Origin of the sequence: Vibrio ouci (assembly GCF_004551525.1) — a bacterium.
Taxonomy (GTDB): domain Bacteria; phylum Pseudomonadota; class Gammaproteobacteria; order Enterobacterales; family Vibrionaceae; genus Vibrio; species Vibrio ouci.
Genome location: NZ_SATR01000005.1, coordinates 91,549 through 109,987 on the forward strand (window position 1 = coordinate 91,549; position 18,439 = coordinate 109,987).

The 18,439-nt window shown below is 45.8% G+C and carries 14 protein-coding genes, 2 tRNA genes and 1 pseudogene; 3 read left to right on the forward strand and 14 right to left on the reverse strand.

Features of this window, described 5'->3' with window-relative positions:
* Positions 1 to 19 precede the first annotated feature (19 nt).
* From ELS82_RS05355 to ELS82_RS05370, 4 genes are all read right to left on the reverse strand, one after another.
* Positions 20 to 2,065: a hybrid sensor histidine kinase/response regulator gene (locus tag ELS82_RS05355; RefSeq protein WP_134834547.1), complete on the reverse strand. Its 2,046-nt coding sequence runs from the start codon at positions 2,063 to 2,065 to the stop codon at positions 20 to 22.
* 188 nt (positions 2,066 to 2,253) lie between these two features.
* Positions 2,254 to 5,298, reverse strand: a complete 3,045-nt coding sequence (locus ELS82_RS05360) for an AAA family ATPase (RefSeq protein WP_134834548.1) — start codon at positions 5,296 to 5,298, stop codon at positions 2,254 to 2,256.
* An 8-nt stretch (positions 5,299 to 5,306) separates the two neighbouring features.
* Positions 5,307 to 6,437, reverse strand: coding sequence for an exonuclease SbcCD subunit D (locus ELS82_RS05365; RefSeq protein ID WP_134834549.1), 1,131 nt, complete (start codon positions 6,435 to 6,437; stop codon positions 5,307 to 5,309).
* Positions 6,438 to 6,558: 121 nt separating this feature from the next.
* Positions 6,559 to 7,641, reverse strand: coding sequence for a ketoacyl-ACP synthase III (locus tag ELS82_RS05370; protein WP_134834550.1), 1,083 nt, complete (start codon positions 7,639 to 7,641; stop codon positions 6,559 to 6,561).
* 104 nt (positions 7,642 to 7,745) lie between these two features.
* Here ELS82_RS05370 and trxC point away from each other — a divergent pair, with 104 nt between their 5' ends.
* Positions 7,746 to 8,180 carry a thioredoxin TrxC gene (gene trxC, locus ELS82_RS05375; protein WP_134834551.1) on the forward strand — a complete coding sequence of 145 codons (435 nt, stop codon included), beginning with the start codon at positions 7,746 to 7,748 and terminating at the stop codon, positions 8,178 to 8,180.
* Positions 8,181 to 8,378: 198 nt separating this feature from the next.
* A complete protein-coding gene (locus ELS82_RS05380) occupies positions 8,379 to 9,539 on the forward strand; it encodes an MFS transporter (RefSeq protein WP_134834552.1) in 1,161 nt (386 codons plus the stop codon).
* Positions 9,540 to 9,602: 63 nt separating this feature from the next.
* Here ELS82_RS05380 and ELS82_RS05385 read toward each other — a convergent pair whose 3' ends face one another.
* On the reverse strand, positions 9,603 to 9,995 hold the full coding sequence (locus ELS82_RS05385; RefSeq protein ID WP_167489232.1) for a nitrous oxide-stimulated promoter family protein: 393 nt from the start codon (positions 9,993 to 9,995) through the stop codon (positions 9,603 to 9,605).
* Positions 9,988 to 10,506, reverse strand: coding sequence for a GNAT family N-acetyltransferase (locus tag ELS82_RS05390; protein WP_134834553.1), 519 nt, complete (start codon positions 10,504 to 10,506; stop codon positions 9,988 to 9,990). Before ELS82_RS05390 ends, ELS82_RS05385 begins: the two co-directional genes overlap by 8 nt.
* A gap of 95 nt (positions 10,507 to 10,601) precedes the next feature.
* Here ELS82_RS05390 and ELS82_RS05395 point away from each other — a divergent pair, with 95 nt between their 5' ends.
* Positions 10,602 to 11,039, forward strand: a complete 438-nt coding sequence (locus tag ELS82_RS05395) for a DUF4174 domain-containing protein (protein WP_134834554.1) — start codon at positions 10,602 to 10,604, stop codon at positions 11,037 to 11,039.
* A gap of 17 nt (positions 11,040 to 11,056) precedes the next feature.
* On the opposite strand, the gene ELS82_RS05400 is transcribed toward ELS82_RS05395, so the two are convergent.
* The 8 genes and pseudogenes from ELS82_RS05400 to ELS82_RS05435 all read right to left on the reverse strand — a co-directional run bounded on the left by ELS82_RS05400 (position 11,057) and on the right by ELS82_RS05435 (position 18,365).
* Positions 11,057 to 11,130 (reverse strand) — tRNA-Cys (locus tag ELS82_RS05400).
* A gap of 39 nt (positions 11,131 to 11,169) precedes the next feature.
* Positions 11,170 to 11,256 (reverse strand) — tRNA-Leu (locus ELS82_RS05405).
* Between the two features lie 168 nt (positions 11,257 to 11,424).
* A complete protein-coding gene (gene nirD, locus ELS82_RS05410) occupies positions 11,425 to 11,760 on the reverse strand; it encodes a nitrite reductase small subunit NirD (RefSeq protein WP_134834555.1) in 336 nt (111 codons plus the stop codon).
* Positions 11,760 to 14,243: a nitrite reductase large subunit NirB gene (nirB, locus tag ELS82_RS05415; protein WP_134834556.1), complete on the reverse strand. Its 2,484-nt coding sequence runs from the start codon at positions 14,241 to 14,243 to the stop codon at positions 11,760 to 11,762. Before nirB ends, nirD begins: the two co-directional genes overlap by 1 nt.
* A gap of 11 nt (positions 14,244 to 14,254) precedes the next feature.
* The gene (locus tag ELS82_RS05420; protein WP_134834557.1) at positions 14,255 to 15,112 is read right to left on the reverse strand and encodes an ABC transporter ATP-binding protein; all 858 of its coding nucleotides are present in this window, start codon (positions 15,110 to 15,112) and stop codon (positions 14,255 to 14,257) included.
* A gap of 10 nt (positions 15,113 to 15,122) precedes the next feature.
* Positions 15,123 to 16,091 (reverse strand): ABC transporter permease, encoded by a 969-nt coding sequence (locus ELS82_RS05425; protein WP_134834558.1) that lies wholly within the window; start codon positions 16,089 to 16,091, stop codon positions 15,123 to 15,125.
* Between the two features lie 54 nt (positions 16,092 to 16,145).
* Positions 16,146 to 17,520, reverse strand: a pseudogene (locus tag ELS82_RS05430) (CmpA/NrtA family ABC transporter substrate-binding protein).
* Positions 17,521 to 17,783: 263 nt separating this feature from the next.
* Positions 17,784 to 18,365, reverse strand: coding sequence for an ANTAR domain-containing response regulator (locus ELS82_RS05435; RefSeq protein WP_134834559.1), 582 nt, complete (start codon positions 18,363 to 18,365; stop codon positions 17,784 to 17,786).
* Between the last annotated feature and the right edge of the window lie 74 nt (positions 18,366 to 18,439).

The window sequence follows — 18,439 nt, forward strand, 5'->3', positions numbered from 1 at the left end:
TTGAGGTGCTATAAAAACATTACAAATATAAAGATATTTTGTCTAGCAGGTGTTCTTTATCGACGGGTTTAATTAAATAGTCATTCATTCCCACCTGCTTTATTTTCTGCAACGTTTCTTGGCAATTATCACCCGTATGCCCAACAATCGGAATATCGAAATAATCCTCAGATGAGCTCCTTATTGCCTCAGTGGCATCAAACCCATTGAGTTTCGGCATTTCAATATCCATCAGTATCAGATCGATAGCCTGATTGCCTAAAACATCAAGAACTTCGCTACCGTCACTCGCATGAGAAACTTGATAACCTTGCTTATTGAGCAAAATAGTCGTCAGTTGACGCATTGAGACATTGTCATCGGCAATCAGAATCCGTTTGCCAACGCTCGTAGTTTTGCGAGGTATTTGCGTTCTATCTGCTTCACAACGGCCAAACATGAGCTCAGCAAAAACATCACTGGTATGCTTCAAGACCTGTAATTTTTCAATCGCATAGATGGACAGGAAGCGGCTAAATTTGGTGTGATAATGGCTATTCTTGTCATACAGAACGACCAGTTTCGCTTCAGTAAAGTGCAATTTTGACTCAAGTTTTAGATACTCAGACTCACTGCAGGTATCTAGGTCAATCAAAATTAAGTCATACTCAAATTCATACTCTTCTTTCTGATACGCTTGCTCTAGATTTATATCTGACAGCTCCGTACCCATATAGAAGGCAAACTCGTTCAGTTTACGCTGCACCATAGGGTCACTGCCTATGTGCAGTATCGATTTAGTACGCAGGATTTCATGTTTGATGACACTGATCGCTTGGGAATGTTTGTGAGGGAACTTGAGAGTAAACTGCGTCCACTCTCCTAATGCAGACTCGCATTCAATCGAGCCTCCAAACGAATGCATCACTCGTTGGCAAAATGGTAGCCCCAAGCCATAACTGGATGCTTTGCCTGATGTATAAAAATCTTCAAAGATGTAGTCAATCTTATCCGGCTCAATTCCAACACCGTTATCTTCGAAATAGAGGTAGTTTGCCTTTTCGTCTGCATTAACGGTAATAGAGACCTTAAACGCATCATCGTTTCGGTAGTACAATGCATTTTTCAGCAAATTATACAGTGCGTATTTCAATAAGGTATCACTACCAAAATATTCAAAATCTTGACCAATGTTGAGCGTGACGTACTTGCTGGCTTCGGTACCGCGATAGGAATATGTCGCTAAAGACTCTCTGACCACTTCACCTGCTGAATGGAGCTTAAATGTCGATTGAGAAACTCGGTTTTCATCAATAGATGTCAGCAGTAAATCAATCGCTTCATTGCCGTTATGGATAACCTCATCGGCGCTGGCCAGCACCTCTCTCATTCTCATTAGATCTTGGCGTGGTAATTCAACATACTCGTTCTGATTAGATTTTGATGCAGGAAGCGATGAGCTCAATACGTCTAATGAAGTCTGCAAAGCACTTAATGGGTTTCTCATCTCATGAGCAATACCAGCCCCAAACGACTTAGCAATGGAGACCTTAGCTTCATGCTCAACCTGATTTCGGAAGTAAAAAAGGTTACCGAATATATAGGTGAAGAGGAAAATCGGGATGTATGGCCAAATGATAGGAACACCGCCATCAAACAGTCCATCATTGAGCCCATATGCGAACAAAAAACCTAGGACAATCGCCAACGTCGCTTGAGCAATCATGACCCGGGTTTGGTGAACTAATAGAATATGGAGGAAGATCGAGCTCATAAAGGACATCGCCCAAACCGTCGACCAGCCATTCATAAACATCATGAACGAAAAGAAGAACGGCAGACAAATCGTCACTGTCGCTAAATAGTAATATGGCAAAAAGCGTTTCAGTACAGTTGGAACGTAATGCCTTAGAGCCAACCCAAGCAACAGCAGCGCACAAAATATTCTCAGGGGTCCATTCTCATAAGGCTGAGGATAGAACACCGTCCAGACAAAATAGTAGGCAGGGAAACCAATACACCCCATCCAACCTACTAATGAGAGGTTAGGATCTGCATACTGGTAAATCTTCTTAACTACATCCATCTACTACAGCCGTTATTGATTTATCTATATTTTGTAAACTGCGTACAAGATTTACTGCCGCAACCGCTGAAAAAAATAACATACTAATCATTACAAAATGAGCAAAGCCATGGCATGCGCTCAACTCCGTTACTCATATCACACATAAGAAATTCGCTGCATTGGTATAATTCTAGCCGTTAATTTAATCAGTGGACACCCGCTAGGTGGATTGTACTTCCCACTCTAGATGATTCCACATCCAACCGGAGTGGCATTTGTTCTTTAAGCTCCGAAATATGCGAGATAACCCCTATTGTACGACCACTTTGCTGTAAATCGACTAAGATCTGCATGGCTAGATCTAAAGATTCAGGGTCTAAACTGCCAAAGCCTTCGTCGATAAATAATGTATCAAGCCTAATCCCGCCACTGTATGACTGAACAACATCAGACAGGCCTAATGCTAAAGCTAATGCAGCCATAAAAGACTCCCCGCCAGATAGGGTCGCGACATCGCGAACTTTACCTGTATAGCCATCTTCAACCGACAGATCTAAGCCTCGCCCTGCGGCCCCTTTGAACCCTTCGGTCTTACGTACAAGTTGGTATCGACCGCGGCTCATAATACTCAGTCGCTGCGAAGCTTGAATCAATACGTCATCGAGCAAAACGCCAAGTACAAAACGGTGCAAGCTCACTCGGCTGCCTGTTTTGCCACTCGCGACATCGTAAAGAGTGCCATAAACTTTATATTCTTCTTCTAGCTTGCGATTTTTCTCATGCAACTGAGCAATATCTTGCGCGACTTTTTCTAAACGATGCAATGTCGACTGAGCGGTATCCAATACTGTTCTAGATTGTTGATATTCCGCTTCTCTTTGCTGTACTGACAACTGTTCCTGTTCTAAATTCGGTTGCTGCATACCGACTAGTGCTTGCTCAAGATCGCTGATTGTCTGCTCTAATTGGACACTGGTACGGTTATATTGAGTTATCTCGTTTTGCCACGCTTCTAATTCAGAAGGTGTCGAACGAGATGCCAGAAACTCTTGCTCTGAAACAATAGCAGTCGCTTGCAGAGCGCTGTGCCACGCATGCTCATTAACCTGGCGCTGTGCTACCGCTTGGCTGAGTAATTCACGGTGGGTGACCATTTGTGACTCTAGGTTTGACTGTCTCATCGCCGCTTGTTGAGCCTGCCCCTGCGCGGCTTCTAACGCCTGCTTAAGCTGTGACATTATTTGCTGCGTCTGTACTCGTTTTGCTTCAACTTCCTCAACCGAGTTGAACTCACCATTGATCGCAATCGAAAGCTTTTCTAGTTGCTCGATACTAAGCTTTAAAGCGGTATCATTGGCAGAGATTTCTTCTTTAAGCTGATTGATTTTAGCTTCACCATCAGTGCAGCGTTGGTTGAGCTCAACTACCGCCTGCTCCATCTTGATCAAGTCAATCGCGGAGAGATGCTGTAAACGAAGCTGATGCTGATTAAGTTGCTGCTCTACATCGGCAATGTTAAGCGTCGCTTTGTCGCCTAACTCAGCGTCTGCAGCCAGAACCATGGCTCTCTTTTGCTCACATAGCGACAGGTGCTGTTCAAGCGCACTGCTTGCCTGATTAAATTGTTCAAGTGCAGCTCGCTCAATCTGGCGAGCACTTTCTACCTGTTGCTTTGAAACTTCATTGCCAGCAAAGCTTGCTGGTGATGGGTGCGTGCAGCTACCACAAACCGGACAAGGCTGATCTTGTTCAAGCTTCTGAGCTAAAACCGCGGCTTGTGCATTATGCCAATGGAGCTCAGTTTGGTCGGCAAATTTCTGTTTAGTGACTAACTCGGCTTGCAAGGTTTGCTTTGTTGTCTGCTTCGCTTCAGTTTGTTTATCTAAACTGGCTTGTTCGCCCTTAATTTGTGCAAGTTTACGTAGATCAGAGGCCAAACGCTGATTATTAGCAATCTCCGCTTCTAGCGTCACCTTCTCTGTCACATCCTTACGTGCTTGCTCAAGGTCCTGACTGCCTTTTAGAGCGTCACTTGCAAGCTTATCTTTGAAAGCGATGTATTTATCTAACGTTTGTTGCTGCTCGACTTTTTTTTGCTGTAAGGCATTAACATTCGATTGCTGTTGAGCGCGTTCCACCAGCTTCTGCTGAGTTTGGTCCAGCTTGAATAGTTGCTCATTCAAAGCAGGGAGATGTTCGGCTTCTGAGGAAGCTTTTTGATGCTGAGCCTCACTCTGCTTTAGCATCACTTGCGCTTGCTCTTGTTCCGAGTTTAGCGTAACAAGCTTTTGTTCAAATTCCGTGACTTGCTTTAAACTCGCTTGCCACTGCGAATATGGCGCTTCTAATTTGCTTGCTTGTGTGGCGCGCTCTAATGCTAGGTTACGCTCAGCGATAACAGCTTGCTGCTCTAAGTGAGCTTTTAAAGCCGCTTTACCCTGCTCTAGTTTCACAAACTGACCGTTAAGTGTCGTCACTTGCTGTAGTTTGGCTTTCGATTGGCTGAGCGCTTCTGAACTGGTTTGCTCAGCCATTTTAGCGTGAGCTGCCTGTTCATTTGCTTGGGTAAGCTTGTCGCTTAGATCTTGCTCAGTACTCACCTCGCCCACCTGCAGCGCACCGCGGATTTGGTTGTCGAACTCGTCCTTCGATTTACTGATTGAGAGCGCACGATCCTTTAAAGCAAATTCAATTTTTTTGTAGATGTCAGTTTGAAACAGTTGACCAAATATCGCTTCTCTGTCTTTCGAGCTTGCCAGTAGTAGCTCGCGGAATTTGCCCTGCGGCAAGACCATCACCTGACGGAACTGACTTTCATTAAGCCCTAATAGCGCCGCCACCTCTGTTTTGACTTGTGCTGTTTTACTAGTAATCAAACGCTCTTCATCAGTGATCTCATATAATGAAGCCGCGTGTTTCTTTGTCGTTGTTCCTTCACCGCGTGCTTTCGGTGCTTCTTGCTCAGGGGCGCGCGTCACACGGTAATGTTTATCGTGCAGCGCAAACTCAAAAATGATTTCAGTCGGTAAGTTAGCAGCAGACTGGTCGCAGCGCATTTGTATGCCTTGGCGTTCATTACCCGTGGTTTCTCCATATAGAGCAAAGCAAATCGCATCTAAGATTGAGGTCTTACCGGAACCTGTTGGGCCGTTAATTAAGAACAGAGGATTAGTACCAAGCTGAGTAAAGTCCACTTGTTCAGTCTTGGCAAAAGGACCAAATGCTTGCAGCGTGAGTTTTAATGGTTTCATTGCTGTTCCTATTGCTGACTTAGTTGCTTGATAATGTCGGTGATGGCTTTGTCTTGTTCCTCACTCAACTTAGCGTCTTGCGCCTCGAAGAAGAAATCTCGGAACATATCCACTTCACTGCGTGCTAACTTAGCGACCGCCATTTCTTGTTCTGTACCAATCAACATGCCTGGCTTTTCTAAATGCAAAACATTGGGATAGACTGCTCTCAGCTTATCCATTGGGTTTAGGATGGCGTGCTTGTCCATTAAACGCACCAACAGGTAATCATCACTATTCGGGTCGGTTTTCCCTTGCGTTAAAATGCTCTCCAACTCACCTTCAACAATGCGCATTTGATGAGGTGCTACAAGGTCAATATGAGTCGCTGATTTAAAGCCATTTTCATCTAACTCGACAAGCGTCATACCTTTCTTCTGATGTTGTTCTGAAAAGCTGTATTTCATCAAAGAGCCCGAGTAGCGAATATGCTCCTCGCCTTTTTTTTGCGGCTGGTGCAAGTGACCAAGTGCCACGTAATCGAAGTCGACAAAATGTTCGTGACTGACACGATCTGAACCACCAATAGACAATGGACGTTCGGATTCTGATTCGATTGCGCCATCAACAAAACAGTGACTAATCAATACATTCTTAGTGCCATCCACAAAGGTCTTTTTGATCTCTTCACATAAATGCTGATGAGCTTCGTCATGAGTTGAAACTGGCTGTTTGAAATGGTGACGGACTAGCTCAGGATCGTTGTATGGCATGCCATAGAAAGCCACTGGGCCTATATCGCTGTCGATAACGATCGGTGTCACCATATCTCTAAAATTGGAGATGATATGCAAACCAGATTCTTTCATCTGCTTGGAAGCAAAACCCAATCGCTCAGCACCATCGTGGTTACCTGGGATCAGAATGACTGGAAGCTTGAGCTCACCACACACATGCTCGACAAAATGATTCATTAACTCAATCGCGGCTGTCGGCGGCACAGAGCGATCATAGATATCCCCCGCAATCACCAAGGCATCTACTGGATGCTGCTGTACATAGTCGGTTATCTGCTGTAATACAGCTTTTTGATCATCAAGTAGAGAAACATTGTGAAATTGGCGACCCAAGTGCCAATCAGATGTGTGAAGAAATTTCATGCTAGCCCAGCGGAGTTCTTATCGTTAGGCCAATATAATAATCTCAAAGGTAGGTGATAGATATAAAAAGTCGCACTTAAAATGCGACTTAAATTGTTAATCTTTTCAATACGTGACGAGGTTATGCGCCTTTCTTGCAATGCTCAATAGCGTTAGCAAGTAATTCCAGTGCAGAGCTCTCACACTCAGGTAAAGCTGCGTCACTTTGGCCAATAGGCGTGACTCGTTCACCCCACTTGATATGACCAGCGCCCCAAGTGAGTCCAGCACCGAAAGCAGCAAGTAGCAGATGGTCACCCGACTTAACCTTACCTTGCTCAAGTGCTTCACAAAGTGCGATAGGCACTGTTGCAGCAGAGGTATTACCGTAGTTGTGAATATTAACAAACGCCTTATCTTGGCTAATGCCTGATAAATCACACAGAGTTTGGATGATACGAATATTCGCTTGGTGAGGGATTACCACATCAACGTCGTCCGTAGAAAGTTCACTACGAGCAAGGACGCTTTGAGCAGCCGCGCCCATACCTTTCACGGCACGCTTAAAGATCTCTTTACCAACAAAATTGAAATCCCAATGACCATTGTCAGCAGCAAAGCGATCCATAGACGTACCGAATTTTGGTACTGCTAGAATATCGCGCCCCGCCGAATCACAGCCTAGCTGAGCTTCTTGTAAACCAACTTGTTTCTCTGTACGGCTAAGAACAGCAGCACCAGCGCCATCACCGAACAGTACAGCCGTATCACGCTTAGTCCAGTCGATAAAGAACGACAGGCGCTCAGCACCAATTACGATGGCATTGCGGTAATTGCCCGACTGTATTAGTCGAGTCGCGGTTTCTAATCCGTACAAGAATCCTGTACATGCTGCATTAAGATCAAAAGCAGCTGCAGTTTTGATACCTAGGTTCTGCGAGACTTTCGATGCCGTATTAGGAATCAGTGAGTCTGGCGAACAAGTCGCGACAATAATTAAATCAACTTCTTCAGCCGTAATACCTGCACATGCTAATGCGTGCTTTGCTGCTACCGTCGCCATGTCAGAGGTATTTACGTGACTAATACGGCGGTTTTCTATACCTGTACGAGTACGGATCCACTCGTCAGAGGTATCTAAAAAGGTGCTTAGGTCTTCATTGGAGAGCGTCGCTGGAGGTAGGCACTTGCCCCAGCCGGTAATTTCCGCATAGAAATTTTTCATTTTGAGCCTTTGAATTAGTTATTTGTATCACTCGTTCGTTTCAGAGTATAACTATCTCCGGCAATCACTGTCACCTAATTGAAAAAAACAACGAGAGAAAAGTCATGTCTACCTTTAACACTCGATGCCCATCTTGCTCTGGCGTCAACCGTGTTCCAACAGAACGTATTTCAGAAAGCCCGAATTGTGGAAAATGTCAGTCCTCGCTGTTAGACGGTGCACCTATCGAAGGGACTGAAAGTAACTTTGACGCAATTCTAAATAGCCCAGTGCCTGTCGTGGTGGATTTTTGGGCAACTTGGTGTAACCCGTGTGTTGGTTTTGCTCCTGTGTTTTCAGACGTTGCCGCTGAGAGAGCAAAAAACGTTCGCTTTGTAAAAATAGATACCGAAGCTCAGCAAAATCTTGCCGCCAAATACCAAATTAGAAGCATTCCAACTGTCATGGTTTTCAAAAATGGCAAAAGAGTTGATGTTATCAATGGCGCCCTGCCAAAAGGGCAATTTGATCAATGGCTTAATCAAGCATTATTGAAATAACCTTCTTAGTAAAATCATCTAATAATTGCGGCAATTACCGATGTTTTTGCTGCAATTCACCTGCTATTTCCCACCTCTCATCTACATAAATAATTTTTGTCGTCATAAGAAAAACTTTTCGTTTTACCAAAAACCCATTTAGCTCCATAGTCGCGCCCGAAATTGCTTACCATTTATTCACTTTAAGAGGCCACGACATTGGAAAATACCCTTGCACCAACACCGAAAGCTCGCATTTCTGTACCTGTAATTGCGCTAGCTCTATATGCGGTCGCATCGGGGTATTTAATGAGTCTGATCCCTTTAATGCTTGGCGAATACGGCTTAGATAATTCTCTTGCAAGCTGGCTTGCGAGCGTGTTTTACGCCGGTCTTCTTATCGGTGCGGTGGGCGTAGAGCCAATCGTAAAAAAAGTCGGACACCGTAATGCATTTGTCTGGTGTTTAGTGACGTTCATGGCAACCATCATGATTTTGCCTCTAGCGCCTTACTCAGCACTCTGGATTATCGCGCGCTTAGTGGCGGGTATGGCAGTCGCTGGTGTATTCGTTATCGTAGAATCTTGGTTGCTTCATGGTGACGAGTCCGCACGAGCAAAGCGCTTAGGTCTTTACATGGGCGCACTGTATGGCGGTAGCGCATTAGGACAGCTAGGGATTGGCGTAATCGGCATTTCTGGTGGCGTTCCTTTTATCACCATCATTACCTTGTTGGTTTTAGCTGTCGTGGTTCTACTGTTTGGTGAAAGTGATCAGCCAGAAAGCGAGCACAGTGAGTCTTTATCACTAAAACAGATCAGCAAACTGAATCACGCTGCGATCATCGGTTGTATTGTGTCAGGTTTAACCTTAGGCGCAATCTACGGATTAATGCCAGTCGAACTGTTCGCACGTGGTATAGCTCACAGCGACATTGGCGGCCTAATGGCAGTGGTTATCTTAGGTGGTATGGCGGTGCAACCTGTCGTTCCTTGGCTATCTAAATACTTAGGTCGCACACTGCTGATGGCACTGTTTTGCCTTCTTGGTGTAGCTGCAATTACATTTACGACATTAGTCACTGGCATCCAAGCACTTGCGGCTGGACTGTTCTTCTTGGGCGTTGCAACATTTGCGCTTTACCCTGTTGCAATCAACCTTGGTTGTGACAAGTTGGATGCGAGCTACATTGTTTCAGCGACTCAAGTTATGCTGTTTAGCTACAGTATCGGTTCTGTCGCTGGTCCTGTTGTGGCAGACAGTTTCATGTCAGGCGCACAAGGTTTGATGGGCTACTTATTTGCTGCTCTACTCGCGACTTGTATCTACATGTTGATCGCAAGCATTAAGACCAAACGACAAGCTATCGCTGGAGAATAATCAAATACAAAGAGGCACCTAGTGTGCCTCTTTTTATATTCATACAGTGCTAATTCTAAAGCCCTACTTAGCTTTCTTTCTTAAATGTCGGTTGGACGCATTCGGCTTAAGCTTATCTGGTACAGGCTTCTTTTCATGTAACAGGTGACGAATGGCGAGGATCGGATGAGGCAATAGCATTCTCGGCCCTGAGAAACGCATCACTTGGCGCATCTGTTCTTTCTGCTCGGGTTTATAACAGTGAATTGGGCATTGATTACAGGTCGGCTTCTCCTGTCCATAAGGGCATCGGTCCAGCCGAGTCTCTGCATAATCTAACAGAGATTTACATTCTTGGCATAAGCCCTGTTTCGTTCCATGATGTGCATGACAGTAGATCGCTACCATCGCGCTGACGGTTTTAAACTCAGTACGAAGCTTCCCTTGCAGAATGTCCGATACGATTGCTTCACTCACAATGCAGACTCATTTGATATAACAGTAAATCCACTGTATCACTTATTGCGTCTTGAACTTTGACATAGGTAAAGCCGAGTTTAGTTAACAGCGCTTGGCTCGCCCCATTGTCAGATGTTGTGATGGCTACCAGTTCAGTGATTTTGGGCTGATGGCGGGCATAATCTAGGACGGCTTGTCCCGCCTCATATCCATAACCTTGCCCATAAGCGGCAGGTTTAAAACCGTAACCGATGTCGTAAGCCGTAAGCTCTGGACGCTTTATCAAGCCACACACACCGAGCTTTTCTTTAGTGCCGCTACGCTCCACCAGCAAAAGACAAACACCGTACTCTTCATGCATAGCAAGAATATTGTTTTGAATGTACAACTGAGCATCATCGACCGTTTTAATGCCTTTATCACCAACAAAGCGGAGGAAGTCTTCACTGTTGTAGAGTTCGAGGATAAATTCGGCATCCTGTTGCTTCACCAACCTTAACGTTAGTCGCTTACTAGACAATCTGCGCATTCAGCATATCCATCTCTTTATTCGGTTATTTGAGCTTACCATCTACACTTAACGTAGAACACATTATGATGCTCCTTAACGAAGAGAGGAAAGCTATGCGTTCAGCTTTCGTATTCACTATTGCTTTGCTATACAGCGTAACGGCATGGACATACCCGGCTTACTCATCACATTGGCAACACCGAAGTGTCATCTATTTCGCGCCAACCAAGGATGATCACGTCAAACAATTTTTGCTCGAAACGTTAATTAATGACTGTGAGCTTCAAGAACGCGATTTAGTCACTTTAGTGGTGACAGAAGATGGCTTTACCGATCCAGTCTGGGTCAAGTATGAGTTTAATTTGAGCGCACTGTTTGATGTTTACAAGGTAAAACCTGGCAGTCATACCGCGGTACTGATTGGTAAAGATGGAACAGAAAAACTACGTTGGGGAAAACAAACGAATTGGGAGTTAATTAAACACACGATAGACATTATGCCTGTGCGACAATATGAGATGGCGACTCAAGGTAGTCCGTGTTCTGCTTAACGTTTTGATATATAGAATGGAGGCGCCTCCCGGAATCGAACCGAGGTCCACGGATTTGCAATCCGCTGCATAGCCACTCTGCCAAGGCGCCTTAATTTTGTTGCTTCTTTGTTTCTTGCATATTGAGGGATGGTGCCCCGGGCCGGACTTGAACCGGCACAGCGCGAACGCCGAGGGATTTTAAATCCCTTGTGTCTACCAATTCCACCACCAGGGCAACGCATAAAGCGATGGTACACCATCATTCTCGCCACAAGAGCTGCGAGAACGAGGTGTACTCTAACGGATAATAATCTAGGGTCAACCAATTAATTTCGTTTTCGGTTCAATTGGTTAAAAAGCCAACCTATATGTTTAACATCTAAGCTATACGCTCTGTTTCTAATCACTCCGCGAGTGTGAGGATCACGTGACCGTCTTCAACATTGACAGGATAGACACGAAGCGTCACTTCGTCATTTTCAATACACTGGCCCGACTTAAGACAGAAATGCTGTTTATAGAGTGGAGAGGCCACACACAACTGCCCCTTTACATCACCGACAATACCGCGGCTGATAACGAACGCTTGGCCTATGGGATCCCAGTTTTGCACTGCAAAAACACCTGCAGACGGAATATAGAACAGTGCCACCTGCTCACCATCCACCATTGCACTGCAACCTTGATAAGGCGTTAACTCCTCTAACGGACAAATCCTTTCTTGTATGAGTGTATCCATTACAACTCCTCCTTAACTGGAATACGCTGGCCACGAATACGTTGATAAGGTAACGCTTGGCTCTCACTATCAACGTTAATGAAGGGTTTAAATCGAGCAAGTTTCTCTGGCTTATCAAGGGTACTTTTCCATTCGCACTGATAGGTGTCCACCACGTGCTGCATTTGCTGCTCTAATGACTGAATGATACTCAACGAATCTTCAATAACGACCTGCTTCAAGTAATCTAGGCCACCATCAAGGTTCTCCATCCACACCGAGGTTCTTTGTAAGCGATCGGCAGTGCGTACATAGAACATCAGCACGCGATCAATCAGTGCAATCAATTCTGGCTTAGAGAGATCTGAGGCGATCAAATCGGCATGCCTTGGTCTCATGCCACCGTTACCGCACACATAGAGGTTCCAACCATTCTCTGTGGCGATCACCCCAATATCCTTACTTTGCGCTTCAGCACACTCACGAGTACACCCAGATACGGCAAATTTGATTTTATGCGGAGCTCGCAGCCCTTTATAACGATTCTCAAGTTCAATCGCTAAACCAACCGAGTCATCCACGCCATAGCGACACCAGGTTGAACCGACGCAAGACTTAACTGTTCGAAGTGATTTCCCGTAGGCATGGCCCGTTTCAAAGCCTGCCTCAATCAGTGCTTGCCATATTTCAGGTAACTGCTCGACTTGAGCGCCAAATAAGTCGACACGTTGTCCGCCTGTGATCTTGGTGTAAAGGTCATACTGCTTAGCCACTTGACCTAAAGCGATCAGTTTATCTGGCGTAATTTCGCCACCAGCGACTCGTGGTACAACCGAGTAAGAACCATCTTTTTGCAGGTTGGCCATAAAGGCGTCGTTGGAATCCTGCAACGCACTATGTTGCGGCTCCATGATGTGTTCATTCCATAACGATGCAAAAACCGAGGCGGCCGTCGGCTTACAGAGATCACAACCGTGCCCCTTGCCATGCTTGCTAATCAAGGTATCAAAATCTTTGATCCCCTCAACCTGACAAATATGGAACAGGTCTTGTCGCGATAGTTCAAAGTGCTCACAGATATGGTTATTGACCTCAACACCCATCGCCACCAACTCTGAATCCAATACCGTTTTGACCATATTGCTACAGCCACCGCAACCTGTACCCGCTTTGGTTTGTGATTTCAGTGCATCGAGATCATGCGCTCCGGCTTGAATCGCACTGACTAAATCGCCTTTGCTTACGTTATGGCACGAACAAATGATGGCGCTGTCATTCATCTCCCCTTGCAGCATGCCGGTATCGAACAGTAGGTTTGCAGCATGATCAGGCAGTGGCGTCTGGTTAAGGTAACACTGCAATAAAGCATCATAATCAGAGTTATCCCCGACTAAGATTGCGCCTAGTAGCTGACTACCTGACTTATCGACTACCAGCTTTTTATAGATACCTGCAACCGCATCTTGCAGGATCATCTCTTGGGCGCCTTCTGTGGTTTTGTGGGCATCGCCGATGGACGCAACATCTACTCCGAGCAACTTAAGTTTGGTGCTCATATCCGCGCCAGTAAAACCAGCATTCTCTCTACCTAACAGCGAGTCGGCCACCACACGCGCCATGGTGTAACCCGGCGCAACCAGACCAAAGATTTTCTCTTGCCATAGAGCACACTCGCCAATCGCATAAATTGCGTCGTCACTGGTTTTACACTGGTCATCAATAACAATGCCGCCTCGCTCACCGATAGTTAAGCCCGATTGCCTTGCAAGGGCATCTTGCGGACGGATCCCGGCAGAAAACACAATCACATCCACTTCGAGTGGATCGGCATCTTTAAATACCATGCGATGATTGGCTTTCTCTCCGTCGCAAATTCTTTCTGTTGCGGTTGAGGTATGTACCGTTAGCCCGAGGGCTTGGATTTTTTCTTTCAGTACATTACCTGCGCCATCATCAAGCTGAACGGGCATTAAGCGAGGGGCAAACTCAACCACGTGAGTTTCCACCCCAAGCAGCTTCAAAGCATTCGCCGCTTCCAAGCCAAGTAAGCCACCGCCGATGACCGCGCCCGTTTTTGCTCCCTGGCAAGCGGCTTTAATTTCGGCAAGATCATCTAACGTTCGGTAGACAAAGATGTTTTCGCGCTCATTGCCTTCAATTGGCGGCACAAACGGATATGACCCTGTTGCTAACACCAGTTGGTCATAACTAAGCGAGCGACTCCCATCGAGTAGGACATTCTTACCCTCGCGATCGATATTGCTCACCTTGCTGCCAAGTAAAAGATCTACACCATGCAGCTTGTACCACTCTTCACTACTGAGCATCAGGTCTTGATGGGATTTGCCAGAAAAGAGCGCCGATAACTGCACTCGGTCATAAGCAATGAAACGCTCTTCACCAATAACGGTAATCTTCTTTTCTAAATGCGCGCCACGCTCGACAAGTTGTGCAACCAAATGATGGCCAACCATACCATTACCAACAATTACGATATGTTCCATAATGATTCTCCTTAAGCCGTCTTAGCCGGTACATCAAGCTCTTTCTGCTCGGTACTCTTGAGTGGCATGGTGGGTTTGGACTGCTTCTCATACAGAAAACGCAGCACTGCTTGGCGATATTTTTGATACTGCGGATCGTCTGCCAGTGCGACGCGATCTCTTGGCCTTGGCAGGTCAATCGACAGAACTTCACCGATGGTCGCAGCAGGCCCGTTGGTCATCATGACGATTTTATCTGACAGCAACACTGCCTCATCGACATCATGGGTAATCATGATGACGGTGTTATTGAGATCGGCCTGAATCTTCATTAATGAGTCTTGAAGGTGCGCCCGCGTTAAGGCATCTAACGCCCCAAACGGCTCATCCATCAGCATCACCTTCGGCTTCAAAGCTAATGCTCGCGCAATACCGACGCGCTGCTTCATACCGCCAGAGATTTCATCAGGCCGTTTGTCGGCTGAGTGAGACATTTGGATTAAATGGAGGTAGTGTTCGACCTGTTCTTTAATCCACGCCTTGCTCTCTTGCTTGCCAACGTATTTGTTCACCACTTGCTTCACTGCGAGTTCAACGTTTTGGTAGACCGTTAGCCAAGGGAGTAACGAATGGTTTTGGAACACAACCGCACGCTCTGGCCCCGGACCGCTCACTTCTCTGCCATCAACGATCACTCCACCATCCGTTGGTAAATGGAGCCCCGCAACCAGATTCAATACGGTCGATTTACCGCAACCTGAATGCCCGATTAGCGAAATGAACTCCCCTTTCTTGATTTGAAGGTTGACGTTTTTAAGGGCGATAAACTCACCGTTCGGCGTCGGGAACTTCATTCCCAGCTGAGTTAAATCCAATAATGCTTTAGACATAAGAAACTCCTTATCTCAATGCCTGTTGTTTGTTCCAAGAGAGCCACTTCTGCAGCTGCAACATGCCTCGATCGAGCAGTAAGCCAATAAAACCAATGGTGATGACTGCAACCATAATTCGCCCTAACGAAGCGGAACTGCCATTTTGAAACTCATCCCAGACAAACTTTCCTAAACCTGGGTTCTGCGCCAACATTTCAGCCGCGATCAATACCATCCATGCAATTCCGAGAGATAATCTAAGTCCGGTGAAGATCATTGGAATAGCAGACGGAAGAACAATCACACGTATGTGCTGCCACCATGAGAGTTGCAATACTCGACTGACATTAACCAAATCTTTGTCGACACTGGTGACACCGACTGCAGTATTAATCAGCGTCGGCCATAGGCTACATAACGCCACTGTTAGCAGTGAGTTGACGAACGATTTGGCAAACATAGGGTCATCGCTTACATAGGTAGCACTGACAACCATAGTGACAATAGGCAACCAAGCGAGCGGAGACACAGGTTTAAGTAACTGAATCACCGGGTTAAATGCCTGATAAGCACCTTGATTGAGGCCCAATACAATCCCAAGCGGAATAGCAATGGCCGTCGCCAGTAAGAAACCACACGCAACGGTCACCAAACTCGTGACGATTTGGTCAAAAAACGTCGGCTTACCGGTATAAGGTCTGATTTTGACTTCAGCATTGGGATCTTTCGCCAATTTGGCTGCATTGCGCTTTTCTTGACGCTCGATAAAGGCGAGTTCTTTTTCCCCCTCTTGCCAATGCTCAACAACCAAGTTGCTAAACTGCTGATAGGTTTGGGCGGGCCCCGGCAGCGTCCCCAATGATGTTTGCACCTGACGCGCACTTAAATGCCACATCATTAAGAACATCAGAATGCCAATGATTGGCAGTAAAACCGCTTTGCTCTTGTTTGCAACGAGCGCTTTACTGGGAATTAGAGATATCACATTGCTCGACATAGTTACTCCTGTACTTCCTTGTTAATCTCGATTACTTCTTGTCTAGGTTTGGGCCTAGACTTTCTCTTTCCCTTTTAAGCCAATAGCAAACTTCTCTATGTAGGCATTTGGCGTGCGGCCGTCATAAACAATGTCATCGATAAAGTGAGTTTGGGGAGCACGAAAACCATCTTCTTTAGAAAAATCTGGGAAGTCTTTTCCAGTTAAAACGCCCTCTTCAACCAAGGCTTTGGCCGCTTGTTGGTAGATGTCCGGGCGATACACTTCCTTGGCAATATTCATGTACCAGTCGTCCGATTTCTCCTCAGAGATTTGTCCCCAACGACGCATTTGAGTGAGGTACCAAATTGCGTCACTGTAGTATGGATACGTTGCGTTATGGCGGAAGAAGACATTGAAATCAGGTACTTCACGAACGTCGCCTTTTTCATACTCGAAAGTGCCTGTCATTGAGTTGGCGATGACTTCAAAGTCCGCCCCTACGTATTCACTCTTGGCCAATAATTTCGATGCTTCGACACGGTTTGCATTGTCATTTTCATCAAGCCAATGCGCTGCGCGAATCAGAGCTTTTACAACACGAATGTGGGTGTTGGGGTATTTCTCTGCCCATGCTTTGGACACACCAAAGACTTTCTCTGGGTTGTTTTTCCAGATTTCGTAGTCAGTCACCACTGGCGCACCAATACCTTTAAATACCGCTTGCTGATTCCATGGTTCGCCGACGCAATAACCTTCAATGGTGCCAGCTTCCATGGTGGCTGGCATTTGCGGCGGCGGTGTCACACTCAGCAAAACATCAGCGTTGACCTGACCACTGTTATCTCCTGACTGAGGTGCGTAATACCCAGGGTGGATGCCCCCCCGCTGCTAGCCAGTAACGCAGCTCATAGTTGTGAGTAGAAACTGGGAACACCATACCCATATTGAACGGCTTACCTTCATCTAGATAGCTTTCAACTACAGGCTTAAGCGCATCCGCTTTAATTGGTCGAACAGGTTTGCCATCAGGCTGAGTAGCGATATGCGGTTTCATCTGCTGCCACGTCTTATTCGATACTGTGATGGCATTACCATTCAGGTCCATACTGAATGCCGTGATCACCTCTGCTTGGGTACCAATACCAATCGTTGCGCCTAACGGTTGGCCAGATAACATATGTGCACCATCTAGCTCACCATCAATCACTCGGTCTAACAACACTTTCCAATTGGCCTGAGCTTCTAGCGTCACATAAAGCCCTTCATCTTCGAAAAAGCCTTTTTCATACGCCACCGCCAGCGGTGCCATATCGGTAAGTTTGATAAAGCCAAATTTCAGATCTTCTAACTCTGGCTCTCCTAATTCAGCTAAAGCGCTCGGCATATAAACCGATGACGCAAGTGCTGCACCCAATAACGTTTGTTTGAAAACTGACGTCCATTTCATATTTTTTCTCCAAATAAAAAGGCGCTACGCCTCCTAAGAGTCGTAGCGCCTTTGCATCCTTTATAATTACCGCCGTTGATAATCAAAGGTAACGGTTGAACAAATTGTTACTTTAGTTATTCCAAGTTGCGTGCCAACTTATTTAATACTTAATATTCAACAAGTTAAAGTAATTCAACATTCAGGCACCTCAAGGTCTGCCTGCTATTAGTGCACTACGCACCAATGCGGATTTTTTCACCTAACCCCAAAGTGGTAACTGGCTATCTAAGTGCTTCCAACGTCTGAAGCAAATTACGCGCGACTTGCGCTAGAGTTTGGCTCGACTGCATCGCTGACTTTCTCATTGCGGCATACGCGGCTTCTTCATCGACTTGGTGCATTTTCATCAGTAGCCCCTTTGCCTTTTCGATTAACTTGCGTTCATCTAATCGCATCGACAGCCGTTCGATTTCACTCTGTAATACAGCGAATGATTGGCGAGTGATATATGCTTGCTCCACCCAAGGTACAATTGAAAATTTCGAATCTGCAGGTAAAAGCGCGTAGTCCATCCTATCTGGTAAGCGATTCATATCATTAGGGTTTAACCTTTTTAACACCACCAGCAAAGGATGATTTCTTTCGCGGCAAAGCTCAATAATTAGGCGTAATTCGGCGCTCGGTTGAAGCCAACCGATGACAACATAGGCTTGGGGCTGGACATCAAGAGTCGATTCCAGTTGGGTAAGGTGGCAGCTAGAAATATTGTCGAAATCGCGACTGAGCTCAGCAGTCAAACGTTGCTGCTCTTCGGTGCGATCACTACAAACAACGATGGGCTTTTGGGAGAGTTTCTTATACATGTACATTCCTTGTTTTATCTCTCAATCTATAGGACTTAATTTATAGGAGACATAACAAGGAATGTGCCAAGTTA

What these genes read in the sequence shown, in the direction of transcription:
- ELS82_RS05355 (WP_134834547.1), bottom strand. Translation starts at nt 2,065, where the DNA reads ATGGATGTAGTTAAGAAGATTTACCAGTATGCAGATCCTAACCTCTCA.
- ELS82_RS05360 (WP_134834548.1), bottom strand. Translation starts at nt 5,298, where the DNA reads ATGAAACCATTAAAACTCACGCTGCAAGCATTTGGTCCTTTTGCCAAG.
- ELS82_RS05365 (WP_134834549.1), bottom strand. Translation starts at nt 6,437, where the DNA reads ATGAAATTTCTTCACACATCTGATTGGCACTTGGGTCGCCAATTTCAC.
- ELS82_RS05370 (WP_134834550.1), bottom strand. Translation starts at nt 7,641, where the DNA reads ATGAAAAATTTCTATGCGGAAATTACCGGCTGGGGCAAGTGCCTACCT.
- trxC (WP_134834551.1), top strand. Translation starts at nt 7,746, where the DNA reads ATGTCTACCTTTAACACTCGATGCCCATCTTGCTCTGGCGTCAACCGT.
- ELS82_RS05390 (WP_134834553.1), bottom strand. Translation starts at nt 10,506, where the DNA reads ATGCGCAGATTGTCTAGTAAGCGACTAACGTTAAGGTTGGTGAAGCAA.
- ELS82_RS05395 (WP_134834554.1), top strand. Translation starts at nt 10,602, where the DNA reads ATGCGTTCAGCTTTCGTATTCACTATTGCTTTGCTATACAGCGTAACG.
- nirD (WP_134834555.1), bottom strand. Translation starts at nt 11,760, where the DNA reads ATGGATACACTCATACAAGAAAGGATTTGTCCGTTAGAGGAGTTAACG.
- nirB (WP_134834556.1), bottom strand. Translation starts at nt 14,243, where the DNA reads ATGGAACATATCGTAATTGTTGGTAATGGTATGGTTGGCCATCATTTG.
- ELS82_RS05420 (WP_134834557.1), bottom strand. Translation starts at nt 15,112, where the DNA reads ATGTCTAAAGCATTATTGGATTTAACTCAGCTGGGAATGAAGTTCCCG.
- ELS82_RS05425 (WP_134834558.1), bottom strand. Translation starts at nt 16,091, where the DNA reads ATGTCGAGCAATGTGATATCTCTAATTCCCAGTAAAGCGCTCGTTGCA.
- ELS82_RS05435 (WP_134834559.1), bottom strand. Translation starts at nt 18,365, where the DNA reads ATGTATAAGAAACTCTCCCAAAAGCCCATCGTTGTTTGTAGTGATCGC.